Source organism: Bacillus sp. CBEL-1 (assembly GCF_004348885.1).
Lineage (GTDB): Bacteria > Bacillota > Bacilli > Bacillales > Bacillaceae_H > Priestia > Priestia aryabhattai_A.
Window position 1 is genome coordinate 24523 of sequence record NZ_SBIM01000006.1, and the last position, 17250, is coordinate 41772.

Annotated in this window: 17 protein-coding genes; 9 read left to right on the forward strand and 8 right to left on the reverse strand. The window is 37.8% G+C overall.

The features are described from left to right. Positions 1-14: 14 nt before the first annotated feature. The 4 genes from EPL02_RS04825 (at position 15) to EPL02_RS04840 (ending at position 3131) form a co-directional block, all read left to right on the forward strand. The gene (locus EPL02_RS04825; RefSeq protein ID WP_131887153.1) at positions 15-917 is read left to right on the forward strand and encodes a TIGR01777 family oxidoreductase; all 903 of its coding nucleotides are present in this window, start codon (positions 15-17) and stop codon (positions 915-917) included. Positions 918-950: 33 nt separating this feature from the next. After that, positions 951-2078 carry an amidohydrolase gene (locus EPL02_RS04830; protein ID WP_094911451.1) on the forward strand — a complete coding sequence of 376 codons (1128 nt, stop codon included), beginning with the start codon at positions 951-953 and terminating at the stop codon, positions 2076-2078. Positions 2079-2330: 252 nt separating this feature from the next. Then, on the forward strand, positions 2331-2891 hold the full coding sequence (locus EPL02_RS04835) for a GNAT family N-acetyltransferase (RefSeq protein WP_094911450.1): 561 nt from the start codon (positions 2331-2333) through the stop codon (positions 2889-2891). Positions 2892-3002: 111 nt separating this feature from the next. Then, on the forward strand, positions 3003-3131 hold the full coding sequence (locus tag EPL02_RS04840; protein ID WP_076512909.1) for a YfhE family protein: 129 nt from the start codon (positions 3003-3005) through the stop codon (positions 3129-3131). A gap of 418 nt (positions 3132-3549) precedes the next feature. On the opposite strand, the gene EPL02_RS04845 is transcribed toward EPL02_RS04840, so the two are convergent. The 3 genes from EPL02_RS04845 to EPL02_RS04855 form a co-directional block, all read right to left on the reverse strand. Further along, positions 3550-6339 carry a GTPase domain-containing protein gene (locus tag EPL02_RS04845; protein WP_131887154.1) on the reverse strand — a complete coding sequence of 930 codons (2790 nt, stop codon included), beginning with the start codon at positions 6337-6339 and terminating at the stop codon, positions 3550-3552. 193 nt (positions 6340-6532) lie between these two features. Next, positions 6533-8047 carry a glycine betaine uptake BCCT transporter gene (locus EPL02_RS04850; RefSeq protein WP_094911448.1) on the reverse strand — a complete coding sequence of 505 codons (1515 nt, stop codon included), beginning with the start codon at positions 8045-8047 and terminating at the stop codon, positions 6533-6535. A gap of 429 nt (positions 8048-8476) precedes the next feature. Beyond that, positions 8477-9085, reverse strand: coding sequence for an SAM-dependent methyltransferase (locus EPL02_RS04855; RefSeq protein ID WP_094911447.1), 609 nt, complete (start codon positions 9083-9085; stop codon positions 8477-8479). Between the two features lie 159 nt (positions 9086-9244). On the opposite strand from EPL02_RS04855, the gene EPL02_RS04860 reads away from it, so the two are divergent. Continuing rightward, positions 9245-10165, forward strand: a complete 921-nt coding sequence (locus EPL02_RS04860) for a methyl-accepting chemotaxis protein (RefSeq protein WP_131887155.1) — start codon at positions 9245-9247, stop codon at positions 10163-10165. Between the two features lie 51 nt (positions 10166-10216). Here the strand turns inward: EPL02_RS04860 and EPL02_RS04865 are convergent, their stop codons facing one another. After that, entirely contained in the window at positions 10217-10846 is a 630-nt protein-coding gene (locus tag EPL02_RS04865) for a nitroreductase family protein (protein ID WP_131887156.1), read from the reverse strand. Between the two features lie 241 nt (positions 10847-11087). On the opposite strand from EPL02_RS04865, the gene EPL02_RS04870 reads away from it, so the two are divergent. Continuing rightward, a complete protein-coding gene (locus EPL02_RS04870; RefSeq protein WP_131887157.1) occupies positions 11088-11519 on the forward strand; it encodes a YfmQ family protein in 432 nt (143 codons plus the stop codon). A 71-nt stretch (positions 11520-11590) separates the two neighbouring features. Here the strand turns inward: EPL02_RS04870 and EPL02_RS04875 are convergent, their stop codons facing one another. The 4 genes from EPL02_RS04875 to EPL02_RS04885 form a co-directional block, all read right to left on the reverse strand. Further along, positions 11591-12214, reverse strand: a complete 624-nt coding sequence (locus EPL02_RS04875) for a LysE family translocator (protein WP_094911444.1) — start codon at positions 12212-12214, stop codon at positions 11591-11593. A gap of 18 nt (positions 12215-12232) precedes the next feature. Then, positions 12233-12361 (reverse strand): hypothetical protein, encoded by a 129-nt coding sequence (locus EPL02_RS21115; protein WP_256993340.1) that lies wholly within the window; start codon positions 12359-12361, stop codon positions 12233-12235. 158 nt (positions 12362-12519) lie between these two features. Beyond that, a complete protein-coding gene (locus EPL02_RS04880) occupies positions 12520-13191 on the reverse strand; it encodes an NAD(P)H-dependent oxidoreductase (protein WP_131887158.1) in 672 nt (223 codons plus the stop codon). Positions 13192-13326: 135 nt separating this feature from the next. Next, entirely contained in the window at positions 13327-13875 is a 549-nt protein-coding gene (locus EPL02_RS04885; RefSeq protein ID WP_094911442.1) for a TetR/AcrR family transcriptional regulator, read from the reverse strand. Between the two features lie 91 nt (positions 13876-13966). On the opposite strand from EPL02_RS04885, the gene EPL02_RS04890 reads away from it, so the two are divergent. The 3 genes from EPL02_RS04890 (at position 13967) to EPL02_RS04900 (ending at position 17188) form a co-directional block, all read left to right on the forward strand. Next, complete coding sequence (locus EPL02_RS04890) at positions 13967-14401, forward strand: hypothetical protein (protein ID WP_131887159.1); 435 nt, start codon at positions 13967-13969, stop codon at positions 14399-14401. A gap of 730 nt (positions 14402-15131) precedes the next feature. Next, positions 15132-15812, forward strand: coding sequence for a response regulator transcription factor (locus EPL02_RS04895; protein ID WP_094911439.1), 681 nt, complete (start codon positions 15132-15134; stop codon positions 15810-15812). After that, on the forward strand, positions 15809-17188 hold the full coding sequence (locus tag EPL02_RS04900; protein WP_131887160.1) for a sensor histidine kinase: 1380 nt from the start codon (positions 15809-15811) through the stop codon (positions 17186-17188). The genes EPL02_RS04895 and EPL02_RS04900 overlap by 4 nt, the downstream gene beginning before the upstream one ends. The last annotated feature ends 62 nt before the right edge of the window (positions 17189-17250 follow it).

A 17250-nucleotide genomic window follows, 5' to 3' on the forward strand; every position in this document is an offset into this window, starting at 1 on the left:
AAGGAGGAATGAAAATGAAAGTTGTGATTGCTGGCGGTACCGGTTTTGTGGGAAAAGCACTCGTACAAGATTTATTAAAAAAACAGCATGAGGTGTACGTGTTAACTCGGAACGCCAATAAACCCTCTCACGATCCTAACCTTCATTATGTAGAATGGCTAAAAGAAAATGCTAGCCCTGAAAACGTTATTCAGAAAGCTGATGCCTTTATTAATCTAGCAGGTGTTTCGTTAAATAGCGGTAGATGGACAGAAGAACGAAAACAAGCGATTGTCCAAAGTCGAATTTCTTCTACTCGTGAAATCATTCGAATTATGGAGAGCTTAGAGATAAAACCTTCTGCTTATATTAACGCAAGCGCTGTAGGTTATTACGGAACAGCCGAGCAAGATACTTTCACAGAAACGTCTCCATCCGTTGGGCATGACTTTTTAGCTGAGACGGTTAAAGTATGGGAAGCAGAGGCATCAAGAGCTGAAGATTTAGGAATTCGCACTGTATTTACGCGCTTTGGTGTTATTTTAGGAAAAGACGGCGGTGCATTGTCAATGATTGCCTTGCCTTATCGCTTTTTTGCTGGAGGAACAGTTGGCTCAGGAAATCAGTGGCTTTCATGGGTCCACATTAAAGACGTTGTCGAAATAATTCAGTTTGCAATAGTGAATCAAGGGGTTCAAGGACCTGTTAACGTCACAGCCCCTACTCCTGTCCAAATGAAAGAGTTTGGCCAAACTGTTGGCGCAGTTTTACACCGTCCTCACTGGCTTCCTGCCCCTAGTTTTGGCTTGAAACTCATGCTTGGCGAGATGAGTATGATTATTTTAGAAGGGCAGCGCGTAATTCCTGAAAAAATGATTCAACACAACTACCATTTTACATATACTAAATTAGAAGATGCATTACAAGATTTATTATAACGGTGTATGAATGTATCAGATAAGGAGTTTGCTATGAAAGCGACATTATTTAAAAATGCTACAGTTTATCCAATTACATCACAGGCAATACCTAACTGCGACGTACTTGTTGCTAATGGAAAAATCAAAGATGTTGGGCCGAACTTACAGCCTCCTCTGCAAGTGGAAGTCGTTGATTGTAAAAACCAATACTTATTTCCAGGATTTATTGATGTTCATACACACCTTGGACTTTATGACGAAGGCACGGGTTGGGCTGGTAATGATGCAAATGAAACCATCGAACCTCTCACTCCACATATTCGAGCACTGGATAGCGTACACCCGCTTGATTCTGCATTTAAAGATGCGGTTCAGTACGGCATTACAACCGCTCATATTATGCCAGGAAGCGCAAACGTAATTGGCGGCACAACTTCTGTAATTAAAACTACTGGTACCAACATTTCAAACATGCTCATCCAAGAAACTGCTGGCCTGAAAATCGCGCTTGGTGAAAACCCTAAGCGCATTCACAGTCATGGTAATAAAGAATCAATCACTCGCATGGGTATTATGGGAATGCTTCGCGAAGCATTCTATGAAGCAAAACACTGTGACAATACCGATAGTTTACGAATTAAGCCTCTTGTGCAGGCTTTACGACGTGAAATTCCTGTTCGAATTCATGCTCATCGTGCAGACGATATTTTATCTGCTTTACGTTTTGCAGATGAATTTAATTTAGATATCCGTATTGAGCACTGCACGGAAGGTCATTTGATTGCTCATGAACTAGCTGCTAGAAACCTAAAGGTTTGCGTTGGACCTACGTTAACAAGACGCTCAAAGATTGAGCTCAAAAATAAAAGCTGGGAAACTTATCAAGCACTCTGGAATCAAGGCGTCGAAGTGTCCATTACAACTGACCACCCCTACACGCCTATCCAATATTTAAACATCTGTGCTTCCATTGCCGTAAGAGAAGGGTTAGATGAACAAAAAGCACTTGAAGGTATTACCATTGCAGCAGCCAGAAACCTGCGCGTTGATCACCGCGTGGGCAGCATTGAACGTAATAAAGACGCTGATTTAGTACTGTGGAATTATCACCCTTTTCACTACCTAGCTAAGCCGTTGGTAACAATGATTAATGGAAAGATATTATTTAAAAAAAATTAACAAAATAACTATTTTCTTTTTCAAGTTTTTTTAGTATGATACGTACAGAAACATATGAAGAAAACAAATTTATACACATCACTTGTTAACATTTGAAATCGTTGACTTGTAATGGGAAGGCAAATGGTGCGCCACCAGGTAACTGGTTCTAGTGGGTTCGATTCCCACCCCGAAATTTTTTTTACTACTAAAAAATTTCGAGGGTGGGGACTTGAAGGTCCTTTGTATGCCCTCATTCAGGAGGGAAAAGTTATGTTAAGAAAACGTGACCTACAAGACTGTCAATCTCTTTATGACCTAATGACGCATCCAGATGTCTTCCCTTTTGTTCGTCATAAAGCGTATTCTCAAGAAGAGTTTTTGTTCGTGACGAAGCAAACAATGGAAGCAGAAGAGCACGGGGAAGTAATCTCACGTACAATTTTGGACGAATGGGGTAACCCAATCGGCACTATTAACCTATTTGACGTGGAAGACCAAGCTGGCTTTTTAGGTACTTGGTTAGGCAAACCATATCATGGTAAGGGATATAATCAGCTTGCTAAAGAAGCATTCTTTAACGAACTCTTTTTTGAACTAGAGATTGAGCGCGTATTTATGCGAATTCGAAAAGTAAATATCCGCTCGCTGAAAGCAGCTGAAAAGCTACCTTATGCAGTCCTTGCTAATGAAACAAGAAAAAGCTTATACGATGAGATCAACCGAAATGAAGAAGTATATGACTTATATGAAATCCCAAAGGATTTATATACACTTTACTATATGCGCCACGAGCAAGAAGTTCATGAAGATCACCAGTTAAAAGAAGCGTAGAGAGCAAATCCATCTCCATGGATAGCTCTTTTTTTATGTTTGACTATTGGTTTAAAAAGTACCAAAGTTGGTGAAACTTAGTACAGAAATGAACTACTTGGAGGGATTTTAATGGCTGATAAAAAGCGTCATGAAAAAACGAAAAGTACACTACGAAGCGCACAAGAAGTAACGTATTCTCATGAATTTAAGTTAGCAGACCAAGCTGGTGGCTATACTAAAAAGCAATCTAGGCATTAACCTCTTAGCAAGAGAAGGCAGCTTATACAGGTGCCTTCTTTTTATGTGCGGTTATTTTTTAACAATAATAAATTGCTATGTCAGTAAGAAGACATTCCACATATAAACTCTCATTATGCACAGTAAAAGATATACACATAACTTACTAACATATATGTGGATAATGTGCATAAGTCGTTAATAACTCCATTTAACAACCGCTATGACCTGGTATAACAATGTGAATATTTTATAGGAATTTTCAGAATTATTGTTGATAATGTGTATAACTCTGTTAATATCCTCATTTTGTATGCACTTTCATTATTTTTCTACTGTGGATAACTATTATGCTAAACATCCTTACCTCCTCTACTTTTTTACTTTCTTACAATATTATGACCTGCATAATAAAAAGGCAGGTTTCCCTGCCTTTTTGTTATGAATATGACTCAGAATGATTAACATTAGTAGACTTAATTTCTTCATAGGTTACGTTTTCTTTCGCCTGGAGCATGATCTCATATTGACGAAGACGTAATTGGAATACAGAAAGTGGGTCACTATACACCGTCAGACTTTCCTTCATCTCATTAAGTGCATCCTTACTGCAATCAATTGTTTCATGAGATTCTTCAACTGCTCCGTGCAGCTCTTGGATAGGTGGCTCAAAGAAGAGATGAATATCCACTTCCAGAGACTTCTCAAATAAATCAAATTGTAGGAAAAACTTATTTAGTACAGATGCCGTAACATCTTCATACTCTTCATTTTCAATATACTTTTTGTACTGATTATAAAGCATCGTTTTATTTTGCGAGAACGAGCCAAAAATCTTTCCTGCACTTTTCAAGAGAAATTGCGCTGGATTCACGCGTAAGAAGATGTTTTCTTCTTCTAACTGCATGCGCGTTGTCATTCGATTGATATCACGTTTCCAATCATCCAATACTTTAAAATCACACTGGAGCATAAAGCGTTCTTTTTCATACATTTCATTGAAGCTATTCCCCATATCTTCAATGTAAGATTGCATGTCTTGAAAATGATCATTGCACTGCTTCATCCACTCATGCAGTGACGCTCTAAACTCTGGTAAAAGTTCCTTTTCAATATACTCTTGAATTTTCTCGTTCATCTTCTTGTTTAGTTCCAGGTGTATTCGACGGAAATCACTCTCTTCGCTTAGCATACTAGAACACTCACGCAGCAACTTAGGAAGGTTATTCGTTAACGCTTGCTTCATTTGATCTTTAATCCCCTGATACACGTTTACCAGCTCGTGAACAGCTTCGCTTTCTTTATCTTCTAGCGTATTAATAAAACCGTTAACGCGAACAAGCATATCTTCATTCCAGTGAATAGCTTGCACGTATCCACTCTCCTGCTCCGCACGCTGTTTTAATAAATCAGAAAGCGTTTTGCGAATAAACGTTAATAAATTGCTAATGCGACGCTCCTGGTTATCTTGGCGGCTAGTGAATCGGAAATTTTCTTTCATAAATCGAGCTATGCTACCTCGCTCATCTAGCTCGTATACCGAAGCATACGGTAGAATGCTTGCTTCTGGAAAGTCAGCGTGAATAAAAGCAGACGTTTCTTCAACAAAACGCTCCATTTCGCGCTCATCTTCCAGTGCATTTATTTTGTTTAATACGAAGTGAATAGGAAGCTCTGGTGCTTGCTTTTTCACGACTAACAACATATCTCGCTCTTTTTCTGTAAAAGGCTGATTTGCATCCAGCACAAATAGTAACCCGTCTGCAATAGGAAGATACTCAAACATATACTGAGCTTCATCCATTTGCCCTTTAAAGCCTGGAATATCAATGATACTGTAGTGCTGATCTTGTAAAAAGCGATTTGGCACTCGAACTTCTAAGCACGTATCAGCTTCGCTTACTTCCTTCAACTTACTAAAAGAATGCCACTCTGTACTCGTATTGATTTCTGTTGACGAACGCTGATTCACTTTAAATTCTTCATCATGGGAGACTAAGATTGGTACATTATTCCCGCCTGCTACATGCTCGTTTAATATAGCATTAACAATTGAGGCTTTATCACTTTGCACCGCACCCGCCACCATAACGTATTTCGTTTTTAAATCTGCAAATGAACTGGCTAGCCAATTAAACTTATAACCCACTTCAAGTCCATGACGTCTTCCCCACTTCGTAATATTTTCACCGAGTTCAAGGAAGTACGTTAAGCCATCTATATCACTTGATGATTCAAAAACGAGACGCTCTGCTTCTTGTAAAGCAGGTGAAGCAATTGATGATGTAAACTGCTCATTCCATGCCAAGATAGCAGCCGAAGGAAATAAAGAGCGTGCTTGACTCGTAACTTTTAACCAGTTAGCAAGCAAATGTGGCACAACGTCATGAAGATCACGCATTGCGTATTGGCCATTAATCAGCTCTCTATACGTCTCTTCATACAGGCGAGAAATCTCTTGCCAGTATTCATATAAACCTACTTCTACATTTAAGAAAATGTTATTAATAGTTTTGACCCAAGCTAGGTATGAGTCTTGACCAACGTAGCTCTTCCACAAGCCACAAACCAGCTGCTTAAAATGTAGCTGATCGACTTTATAGAAGGTAATAAGGGCCTGATAAAAATAATCGGGTGCGAATGATTTTGTATAACCTTTATCGACATATTTCTTTAATGTATCAAACCATTTTAACGATTCAGTACGAATTGCTTCGTCCACAGCCAGCTCTACGGCGCTTGTCCAGTCGCTCTGCTCTTCGTAAAATTCTCGTGCTAACGCGGTAACGTTCGGATAACTAGGCTGAGTTGATACAAGTTTTTTTATTATTTCATAAGATCGATCCGAATTTTGCTGCTCTTTATATAACGAGAATAGCTTTAACCCAACTTCTGCTGTGAGCGTGCTAGATTCCGAATCGATAGCGGTGTACACCTCTTCAGCAATCGATAAGAGTCCAAGCTCATAGTAAGCATCCCCAATATTTTTCTTTGCCCATAACTCAAGTTCTCCACTTACATTTTCCCACTTATAAATAGCTGCCTCAAAGTCTTTGTTATGAAAATAGACTTCCCCTTGGGAAAAACGAATAAATGATAGTTCATAAAACTCTTGCTTTTGCTCTTCCAAAAGCGCTTCACCTAACGCCATAATTGGATTAGATAAATTTTCTTCTGAAAGCAAGGTTTCATAGTACTCCTTCTGAATTAAATGCCTTTCAATTGTCATTCATCTATTCCTCCATCTATGTATAGAAATTCAACATTTTCAATGATTTCTTCCTATTATTTTAACAGAAATCTCCGTAAGAAAAATTTCATTTGCATGTCAATTGCTGAATTGTAACCTTTTTTTCAATTAACCTATCAACCTGACAATAAAAAAAGCATAGTGATGATCATTCACTATGCTTTTTTACTAGTTATGATGTTTTTTTCTTTTTAATTTGACCAATGCCAAGCGCTTTTGCCTCTTTGTTTAAATCCTTTAATAGACTAGCCGTCATTAAAGCCATTACGGCAGAGAACGGTAGCGCTGCTATAATCATGGTATTTTGTAACGCTTGAAGTCCGCCAGAGTATAAAAGCACTAGCGCAATAACTGTAAGCGTAATTCCCCAAACAAGCTTAACGCTGTTTGCTGGGTTTTGTGAACCATTTGTTGTCATCATTCCAAGCACAAACGTACCTGAGTCTGCTGATGTAATAAAGAATGTAGCAACAAGAATAATCGCTAAAATTGACATAAGGGTTGCTAGCGGATAGTTTGCAAAAACACCAAACAGAGATTCTTCTGTTGCCAGCTTTGAAATTTGTGCAATACCATTACGTTCTAACGTTAACGCAGATCCTCCAAATACAGAGAACCACAGGAAACCAATTAGAGAAGGTACCATTAACACAAAGATAACGAACTCACGAATTGTACGACCTTTTGATACGCGTGCAATAAAGATTCCAACAAACGGTGACCATGCAATCCACCAAGCCCAATAGAAAATCGTCCAGCCGTTAATCCACTGACGGCCTTCTTCATTTAATGGTGCAATACGGAAGCTCATGTTCACTAATGTTTGCAAATACTTCCCAAGTGTATCCGTAAAGATATTTAGCGTAAATAGCGTTGGACCTAATATAAACATTAATGCAAATAAAGCAAATGCTAAAATCATATTCGTATTACTTAAAATCTTAATACCTTTTCCTAATCCCGTTAAAGCTGAGATAATAAATAACACTGTCACCACAAGAATAATAATGAATTGCGTGACAATATTTGATGGTACATCAAACAAATAAGATAAACCACCGTTAATTTGAACCGCACCAAACCCAAGCGTTGTCGCTACACCAATGACAGTGGCAATAACTGCAATAACGTCAATAATTTTACCAAGTACGCCATCTGCATATTTCCCTAAAATTGGCTTCAATGTTGCGCTGATTAATCCACGCTCTCCTTTTCGAAACGTAAAGTATGCTAGACACATCGCAACAATACCATAAATAGCCCACGCATGAATTCCCCAGTGGAAGAACGTAAAGCGCATTGCGTCTTGCAGACCTGCGTCTGTCCCTACTCCTCCTGTTGGAGAGCTGATCGCATAATGACTAATAGGTTCAGCTGTACCCCAGAACACAAGACCGATTCCCATTCCTGCACTAAAAAGCATGGCAAGCCAGGTTGGGCGTGAAAACTCAGGCTTGTCCTCCTGTTTCCCGAGTTTAATTCGACCAATCGGACTTACTAATAAATACAAACAAACCAATACAAACAAAGACACCACAATTAAATAATACCAACCAAATGAATCAGTAATAAAACCTTGAATGGCTCCCGTTACGCTTTCAAGCGTTTTAGGTGCACTCACACCAAAAATAACTAATAATGCCATGATGGCAATCGAAACATAAAAAACTGTTGAAACTTTTTTCATTTGAAATTAAAAACTCCCATCTTTGATAAATTCGCAGAGGGCTTTACTTCAATTGGAGAACACAAACAATATGCAAAACCAAATAGAAAACAATATTTTTTTATGAAGCAATAATAACTAACCCTTAAAGATTGCGTTAAGACGTACTTAAGCTACATCATTTTTACTTAGCTAATATTCCTCATGTAACACTAAGCAACCAAGACCTACCTGCGCTTTACATATACAGGAAGGTTTGTTGACTTGGAATTTATAGAACTGGTTGTATGGTGAAGAAGTTTATACTTGCTTTTTCGTGGGCATGCTTTTTAGCATTACGTTCTCTAGGTAATAAGGGGGATTGGTGTATTGCCATAGTATATAGTAACATATCTCTACAAGAATGTCTGTTTTTTAAGCATATTCGTTTACACCTTGCCTGTGCACCCTTTAATATTTGAGTTCGTACACTAAAAATCTTTCGAGTGAATTTCGTAGTGATAAACCTTGAATTTCAATTTCTTCTTTCAGCTGGAATGGCGTGCGCCGAGTTAAAAAATCCGTGTAATCCTCTGAGCTATAGTAAAGAATAATAGTTACGGGCCGATAGCTGTTTCCCACTGAATCTAAGATATTCCCAACGACTTTCATAAAAATCTGAATGGAAAACGGGTTAAAAAAGTAAAAGACAGTATCTCGAATATCAATCTCATATTCTTCTGCTAAGCAGCATTGAAAAGACAGCTCAGCTCGGCGGTGGTGATATTTCTTCAAGTAACTTTGCTTATTGAGAAGCGCTTCTTTATAAAATTCTTCATTCATCTCAACACCCACTACAGATGCTTGATAACGATAATGTAGATAAAAATTTAATCGCCCTTTTCCACACCCAAAGTCGACAACTCGATCCGAAGAGCTTAGCGATACCTTCGCAAATAACTGGTCAAGACCTTTGTATGGTGTAGGCTCATAGCGATGATAATGCAGTGAATCGTAAAAGCCTTGTTGATTTCCAATTGTTTGTATATTTAACAACTCGTCATAAAAATGATCCGTCATGTTAATACTCCTTTTTATTTGCCCCATACATTAATACCTACTTTCTTATTCTTTCAAACCTCATTCTCCTGATTTAAAATAATTTTATTTCAAATAGCTTGATTTTGAGTAAAAATAGTCGAAATAGTAAAGAGAGTTTGTCTAAAAGGAGCGCATGTAATGATAAATATAAATACTAGCACACAGGTGCTGAAACAAGATTCAGTCCTCGCTGCGCTAGAAAAGTCTTTAGCGATGATTGAATTCGATTTAAACGGCAATGTCCTTTGGGTTAACCAGCTTTTTGCTCAAACACTTGGATACGGGTGCGATGAAATGATTGGAATGAACCACCGTTCTTTTTGCACACCTTCATTTTATAACAGTATGGAATATGCCCAGCTTTGGCACAACCTACGATTAGGTAAAGCGTTTCAAGAAAAGATTCAACGAATCACAAAGCAAGGAGAGCTTTTATGGCTAGAAGCAACTTATACTCCAGTCTTAACTGAACGGAATGAGGTAGAAGCTGTTATTAAAGTTGCTACAAATATCACAAAGCGTGAACAAACTACATCTCATCTTGTTAATGATCTAGACTTCATGTCTGAAAGCTTAAAGAAAAAAGCGGAAGAAGGAATTACTACAGTTCAGCACATGTCTGCTTGCATTCAGCATATTGTCGAAGATGTGAAAAAAAATATGGATATACTGTCTGAGCTTCAAACCCAAACAGACTCTATTCGTGGTATGGTCAAAACGATTCAAGATATCGCGAGCCAAACGAACTTACTAGCATTAAACGCAGCCATTCAAGCAGCTCATGCTGGTGAACATGGAAAAGGATTCGATGTAGTTGCAAAAGAAGTGCGCCATTTAGCTACCCGAGCAAACGAATCAGCAAAAGAGGTTCACAATAAAGTAGAAGAAATAACATCGGTTGTACACACCATTTTAAACGAGACGAACGCTTCTGAAAAAGCAATTAAATTAAGTAGAGAACAAATTGAAAAAGCAATTGCTAAATTTGTCTCAATTGATGAAGATGCTGAGTACTTGGAAACACAAACTAAAGCGCTAACAAAACTGTTAGAAGCATAAGGACGTTTTATACTAAAAAAAGCCTGAGAACTATCTCAGGCTTTTCCACTATTATTTCCACTCTGCTACGCGATTGATTGGTAAACGAACTGATGGATGACCTTCATCAGCTGCTTTACCGATTGAAATAAGCATCACTGGTACATGTCGTTCTTTATCCATTCCGAACACTTCTGTTACCTTCTCTTTTTCATATCCACCAATTGGGTTTGTATCATATCCGTAGGCACGTGCTGCTAGCATGATTTGCATAGATACAAGCCCACCGTCAATTAAGACAACATCTTTCATATCTTCAGTTGAAATTGTTTCAAAGTATGAAGAAAATGCTTGTTTAATATTGTCTTTTACGTCTTTTGGCATATAGCCTACTTCTACTGCCTTGTCATAAATTTCATCGAAGTATTCAACGTTTTGAATATCTCCAAATACCGCAATAACAGCTGCAGATGTTTCAACTTGAGTACTGTTAAACTTCGCAAGCTCTGCAAGCTGTGCTTTTGCTTCATCGCTTTCAATTACTAAAAAGCGCCATGGCTGCATGTTAACTGAAGATGGTGCAGTTGTTGCCACAGTTAGGATTTCTTCCATTTCCTCGCGACTGATTTTTACAGTTGGATCGTAGCGTTTAATTGAACGTCGCTCTTTTAAAATTTTATTGAAGTCATTTGTTGTTTGCATGTTAAATCTCTCCTCTTATGGTTATTTTTATATAAGTGCTTACTTAAAGTTATCTACTTTTATTAATGCAACTTTTACTACCTTACTCTCATTTTCTCGTTTTGTAAAATAATTAGCCTCTCGAAATAAATTAAAAATATTTTCTGATAAAAACCTTCACATAATAGACTAAATTTGTGCATTTATTCCGTGGTAAAATAAAGGATGCATTCTTACTTTTAATTATTGGAGATGACATAAGATGTTCTGGACAGTTATTGTTATTGTTGTTGTCAGCGCTCTTAAACTTTTAATTACATGCCTTCCTACCCCAGTCGTAGAGTGGCTTCACGGTAAATTTAAGCTACACCCTACCTTATCGATAGATTCAGCTGTTGTGAAGAGAAATGGCAGCACAATTGAAGGTGAAGAGAAAACACAAATTATTGAAGCCTTTAACAAAGCGACGTTTCTAGATCAGTACTACGTACACGATGGGAATCGAACTCACTATCTCAACCTTGAGCAAAATGAAACTCCCGTTATTATTCACAGTGTACACGGCAAGCATACCTTTGAACTGTTTATATACAGCTACAGCGATCATGTGGATGTAGTGAAAAAATTTAAAAAGAAAGTACTCGCTTATCGCATGCTTTCAGACGAATTTCAAACAAACATGTATGTATCATAAAAAACACCAAGGTGTATGTTCACCTTGGTGTTTTTGGTAGTAAAGAATAAATCAAATAGCGCGTAGTACATTCACTTTTCGCTCAGCGCAATCTTTAATCCAATCAGTGCAAATAGCGAGCCTTCAATCCAGTTAACGTTTCGTGAAACAGCTGGCCGTTTACGTAAGACTGTTCCTACTTTTCCAGCAAATAAACTGATTAATACAAAGACAAAAAGCGCTTGAACTAAAAACGTAATGCCATATACGAGCATTTGAAATGCTGCACTTCCATGGCTATCAGTAACAAACTGTGGTAAAAATGCCAGAAAAAACAGGGATACCTTTGGGTTCAAGATATTCATGATAATTCCTTTTTTGTAGAGTGCACCATAGCTTACTTGTTGAGTCTTCTCTACCTCTAAAGGAGAACTTTTTGCTGTAAATGCTTTATAAGCTAAATACAGTAAATAAGCGGCACCTGCATATTTAATGATAGAAAATGCAATAGACGATTGATATAAAAGTGCGCTTACGCCTAAAATCGTCGCTGAAATATGAACAATTAGACCTGTACATAAACCAAACGCCGTCGCAATACCCGCATTTTTCCCATTAGAAATACTCTGAGCAAGCACAAATAAATTGTCTGGCCCTGGCATAATTGTAAGCAATAGAGCTGCTCCTAAAAAAGATAGCCAAATTAAGAAATCCATTGTCAAAACTCCTATGTATTATTTGCATTCAAACGACAATACTGCATTGAGCGTTCCTAGCTCAACATTGGGCATTCCACCACTATCAAAACAAGAGTTCGTTAGCGTACGCAGCTCTTTATTATTAAAGTAGGACTCTGAAAACACAAGTGATGCTCCTACGACAAGTACGACAGAAGAAATAACAGATAGCCTTTGAAGATTTGTTATTTTTTTAATAGTCCATCACCCTTTTTTCTATATTTTAACATATATTCAAACAAAAAAAGCAGCATCTTATAATAGAAGCTGCTTTTTACTATGACTTATTTTACCCACTGCACTACATCGTCAAATTCTCTTCTTGTTTTCTCACGCTGTGGATTTTCAAGACGGTAACCAAATGCAACCATAACAGAGATATCGTATTGGCCATTCTCAAGAAGTCCTTGCTCTTTTAAAAGCTCATGCGTTTTTTCATAATTAAAGCCTTCAATTGGACAAGAATCAACACCAATTTGCGCTGCTGCTGTCATCATGTTTCCAAGTGCGATATACGTTTGCTTACTTGCCCAGTCAAACAGCGAACGGTCACTTTCAAATAAACGAGCGTCTTCTTCTTGGAACGCTCTGAATCGTGGTAAAACCGACTCTAACACATCTTCTGGCATCTCTTTAACCTTTTTTTGATGATTCATTGCGTATTCTGAGTCATAGCGTGCATCCGTACGCGCTAGAATGATAACAAAATGACTTGCTGTTGGCAGTTGTCCTTGCGCGCCCCATGAAACTTCTTTCAAGCGACGTTTTAGGTCTTCGTTCTCAATCACTAAAAACTTCCATGCCTCATAACCTAATGAACTTGGAGATAAACGCCCTGTTTCCATAATGAAACGAAAGTCTTCATCTGACACTTTCTTTGTCGGATCAAACTCTTTCGTTGCGTGACGAAAATGAAACGCATCTAGAATTTCTTGTTTCTTTGCTTCGTTGCTCATGATACATCCACCTTTCTTCTCTAATCAATTTCTATGTGTCATGGTAATGAATTTGATTGCAGAATACAACTATTTAGCTTTTAATAATTGTCACTTCACCGACTTTACGATGAAGCTTAAACGAATTATTTATTTTTAACCCTTTATGAGTCGACCAATACCTTTAATTGATTTGTCAATCTGTTCATGGTAATCAAGCGCATCTAAAAAAACAAACCCTTCAATCATCACTAGCGTAAGAGCAGATAGCTCGTCTCGCTCCTCTTCACTATCCACCTTAATTTCTCGTGTAATACAGTCCAAAAATGTAGCACACATTTGATTTCCAACTGAGTAAAAAGGTTCTTCTTTTTTTGCTGCAATAGCAGCAAGCTCTAAGCATAGCTTAATGTAGGGTTTAATGCCCGGGTGTTTCATCATTTCGCGTAGATAAGGTAGTAAATCAACAAAATTTTTTTGCTCTGTGCGTGCACTATCCAATATTGTAATGAACTCATCAGTAATAGAATTTAAAGCTACTGTTAGTAGTTCTTCCTTATCCCTAAAATAGTGCATGAGCATGCGATCACTCGTGCTTGCAGCTTCTGCTAAATTTCGTAAAGTAGCTGTTTGCACCCCATTTTCAAGAATATATATTGATATATCTTGAACGATCTGATTTTTTCTTTTTTCTCCTTTTTTCATGCGATCAGTTCCTTCTTGTGTTTTTATGTAGTATATGCTACATTTTAATTATGTAGCAAACACTACATAATTATACTTGGAGGTTATGTACATGAGTCAGCCTGTTAAAAGCGTTACTTTTTCAAGCGATAAGCCGTATCTATTAACCCAAAAGCAAATATTTTTACTAACAGCTGTAGGTGTTATTTTTTGGTTTGTCGGTGCAATGTGTGTTAAGTTTGGTTCTGCTTTTGGTTTTTTCGGACCAACTGCTAGCATTTTCTCATTTGGAGCTGGAATTCTTATTTCTTGGCTATCTGTTAGGTTCATGGTTAAACTAGTTGGCTTATCTGCTCCACAAATTGTGCCCGGTGTTAGCTTTGGTCTAGCAGTTGCCACTTTTTTTGACGGGATTTTTATCACATGGGGGCCAACTTTGTACGGTTCTTCCTACGATGAAATTACACTTGGAGCTGCTTGGATTCTATGGGGAGCGTGCACGTTTCTTACAGCTGCTTTTGTTGAGGCTTGGCGCAGAGATTTATAAATTCTTATTAAAAAAAACCGTGTAGAAGTAATTCCAACTAAACTTTTACACGGTGTTCTTTAGTTTTCAGTGACAGGAATTCAACTTTCACTGCCAAACGTTGATGAATTAGTATTATTGCTTTCATTCTACGATAGTTCTGGATCTTACAAGAAGTTGCTTTATTCATGGCTACTAATACATTCAATTTGTTTTCCTTCCTTACATCTACAAAAACACCTAACATTCTGTGCACTTTTTTGTTGGAGAGAATAATTCTTACGTATCTCTCATCTCAACCTTTCAAATCTTATCTTTTGTTCCCTTGTTACATAGTGTTACCACAAAACAGAAGATTCTTGTAAAGGAGAATAACATATGCAGACAGAGTCGTCCTTAAAAAGGTTAAATCTATTTTATAGAGGAACATTTCAGTAGCTTAAGATTCTACTTCTACTTTCTCCTGTGTTCACCCGCCTCTTTCAAGAGTACGTCGTTTCTTATCTAATCATTATGTTGTGTATCACATGCGGTAACCTCGTTATTGAATTGATTGCTACTTTAGAATTTGGTAACGAGCCAAAGCGATATTTTCCTCTTTTCTTAGCATTGAGCCTACCAGTTAACATTGGACTTCTTGTCATTTGGGGCATACGCTCTAAGTTATAGCCCTTCTTCTGCAGTTGAAAATTCCTTCCTCAAACGATATGTTTAAGACACAAGATTTTTCAAAAGAAAACGAGGAACTACTATGAAAAAAATTCTACTTGTCGATGATGATTTACATATTCTTAAGCTTGTAACTATTCACCTATCACAAGCTGGTTATGATGTGTTACAAGCGAAGCATGGAAGCGAAGCGCTAGAAAGGTTACAGAAGGAAAACGTTAATTTAGCAGTCGTTGATGTAATGATGCCTTTTGTAGATGGCTATACCCTGACGAGAGAAATTCGTCGCTTATACGATATTCCCGTTATTTTGCTAACTGCAAAGAGCCAGATTGAAGATAAAGAACAAGGTTTTTCAGCTGGAACAGATGATTATCTCGTAAAGCCGTTTGAACCAAAAGAGCTACTGTTTAGGATTCAAGCGCTCTTACGAAGATATGACAAGGAAGAAGATGCTTTCGTTATTAAGTTAGGACAGACAAGCATTAATAAGAAGAGCTACGAAGTCAAGGTGCGAACAAAAACACTGCTTTTACCCCTGCGAGAATTTGAGCTACTCGCTTTTCTCGCCACTAATTCGATGCGCGTTTTTTCCAGAGAAAATTTAATTGAACATGTATGGGGCCTTGATTACGAAGGAGACTCGAGAACTGTAGATGTTCACATTAAGCGTCTGCGGGAGCGCTTTGCCGGTTTGACAGACGACTTTCATATCAAAACGGTCCGTGGAGTTGGCTATTCGTTGGAGACAAAACAATCATGACATCTCTTTATAGTAAATTTGTTGTTGTTACCGCTAGCATTATGGTGCTTAGCAGTGTATTAGCTTTTTTAGGTTCAAACCTTTACTACCAGCAAAAGCTAAAGCCATCAAACGATGCTAAGAATACAGAGATTGCTCTCGATATTGCTGAGTTCATCAATGAAAACCCAAATATTCAATTGACGAATTACCTTGAGAATATCGCTGAAGTAGGCTATCAAATTTATCTTGTTGATACAGATGAACGCGATCATTTTTTCGGAGCAGCATTCCGAGATACAGCATTAAAAAATGAAGTGAAAGCAAAGGTTTTAAATGGTGATATCTATCATGGAATGCGCCAGTTCCCCAAGCAAACGTTTGTAACAGGCTTTTTTGCAAATGAACTTACCAATACAATCGGTGTTCCAATTACGCATGACAGTAAGTCGTATGCCCTCTTTTTACGACCAGACATCAAGCTTTTGTTCAATGAAATGCATCTATTGCTAGCATGGCTATTGGCACTTACTATTTTACTTAGTATTATTCTTGTTTTATTTAGTACGAACTATTTGGTAAAACCGATTTCGAGCCTAACAGCAGCCACAAAAGTATTAGCGGCTGGAAACTTCCAGCCTAAGCTTCAAATGAAGCGAAACGATGAGCTTGGTGAACTCTCAAAAAGCTTTTTACAAATGGCTCAAAAGTTAGAACAGCTTGATGAGATGCGAAAAGAATTTATTTCAAATATCTCTCATGACATTCAATCTCCACTGTCCACTATTAAAGGGTATACCGGCCTTTTGGAACAAGAAAACTTAACAAACGATGAAAAAAGGCAATATATCTCTGTTATTAATAGTGAAATTACTCGATTATCGATTTTAACCCAACAGCTGTTGCTTCTTGCTTCCCTTGATCGAAATGAAGATATTATGAAGCCTCAACGCTTTCATATCGGAAAGCAAATTGAAGATTTAATTCAAACGCACCAATGGGCAATTCGTGAACGAGAATTGATGATTACTTACTCTCTTCCAGACATTACAATTGTAGGAGACCCTTCACTGCTAAGCACGGTGTGGGATAACCTATTAACAAATGCGATGAAATATAATAAACCAGGTGGAACGATTAATGTTTCAATGGAAGTTGCTGGTGATTATTTGATAGTCTCGTTCCAAGATACAGGAATTGGTTTAAGCACTTCACAGCAAAAGCGTATCTTTGATCGCTTTTATCGTGCTGATACCGCTCGTTCACAAACCGTAGAAGGAACTGGGCTTGGGCTTTCAATTGTTTCAACAATTGTGAAGCTTCATAACGGAGAAATTACGGTAGACAGTCAAGAAGGAAAAGGCACGTTATTTCAAATTGAACTTCCCATCTCCTGAAGCTACATCCCACTGGATGTGGCTTTTTTCATTTGTAACCTTCCGTTCATCGTCCATTCATA

What these genes read in the sequence shown, in the direction of transcription:
- EPL02_RS04830 (WP_094911451.1), top strand. Translation starts at nt 951, where the DNA reads ATGAAAGCGACATTATTTAAAAATGCTACAGTTTATCCAATTACATCA.
- EPL02_RS04890 (WP_131887159.1), top strand. Translation starts at nt 13,967, where the DNA reads ATGAGTCAGCCTGTTAAAAGCGTTACTTTTTCAAGCGATAAGCCGTAT.
- EPL02_RS04895 (WP_094911439.1), top strand. Translation starts at nt 15,132, where the DNA reads ATGAAAAAAATTCTACTTGTCGATGATGATTTACATATTCTTAAGCTT.
- EPL02_RS04825 (WP_131887153.1), top strand. Translation starts at nt 15, where the DNA reads ATGAAAGTTGTGATTGCTGGCGGTACCGGTTTTGTGGGAAAAGCACTC.
- EPL02_RS04875 (WP_094911444.1), bottom strand. Translation starts at nt 12,214, where the DNA reads ATGGATTTCTTAATTTGGCTATCTTTTTTAGGAGCAGCTCTATTGCTT.
- EPL02_RS04900 (WP_131887160.1), top strand. Translation starts at nt 15,809, where the DNA reads ATGACATCTCTTTATAGTAAATTTGTTGTTGTTACCGCTAGCATTATG.
- EPL02_RS04835 (WP_094911450.1), top strand. Translation starts at nt 2,331, where the DNA reads ATGTTAAGAAAACGTGACCTACAAGACTGTCAATCTCTTTATGACCTA.
- EPL02_RS04870 (WP_131887157.1), top strand. Translation starts at nt 11,088, where the DNA reads ATGTTCTGGACAGTTATTGTTATTGTTGTTGTCAGCGCTCTTAAACTT.
- EPL02_RS04840 (WP_076512909.1), top strand. Translation starts at nt 3,003, where the DNA reads ATGGCTGATAAAAAGCGTCATGAAAAAACGAAAAGTACACTACGAAGC.
- EPL02_RS04865 (WP_131887156.1), bottom strand. Translation starts at nt 10,846, where the DNA reads ATGCAAACAACAAATGACTTCAATAAAATTTTAAAAGAGCGACGTTCA.
- EPL02_RS04885 (WP_094911442.1), bottom strand. Translation starts at nt 13,875, where the DNA reads ATGAAAAAAGGAGAAAAAAGAAAAAATCAGATCGTTCAAGATATATCA.
- EPL02_RS04880 (WP_131887158.1), bottom strand. Translation starts at nt 13,191, where the DNA reads ATGAGCAACGAAGCAAAGAAACAAGAAATTCTAGATGCGTTTCATTTT.
- EPL02_RS04845 (WP_131887154.1), bottom strand. Translation starts at nt 6,339, where the DNA reads ATGACAATTGAAAGGCATTTAATTCAGAAGGAGTACTATGAAACCTTG.
- EPL02_RS04855 (WP_094911447.1), bottom strand. Translation starts at nt 9,085, where the DNA reads ATGACGGATCATTTTTATGACGAGTTGTTAAATATACAAACAATTGGA.
- EPL02_RS04850 (WP_094911448.1), bottom strand. Translation starts at nt 8,047, where the DNA reads ATGAAAAAAGTTTCAACAGTTTTTTATGTTTCGATTGCCATCATGGCA.
- EPL02_RS04860 (WP_131887155.1), top strand. Translation starts at nt 9,245, where the DNA reads ATGATAAATATAAATACTAGCACACAGGTGCTGAAACAAGATTCAGTC.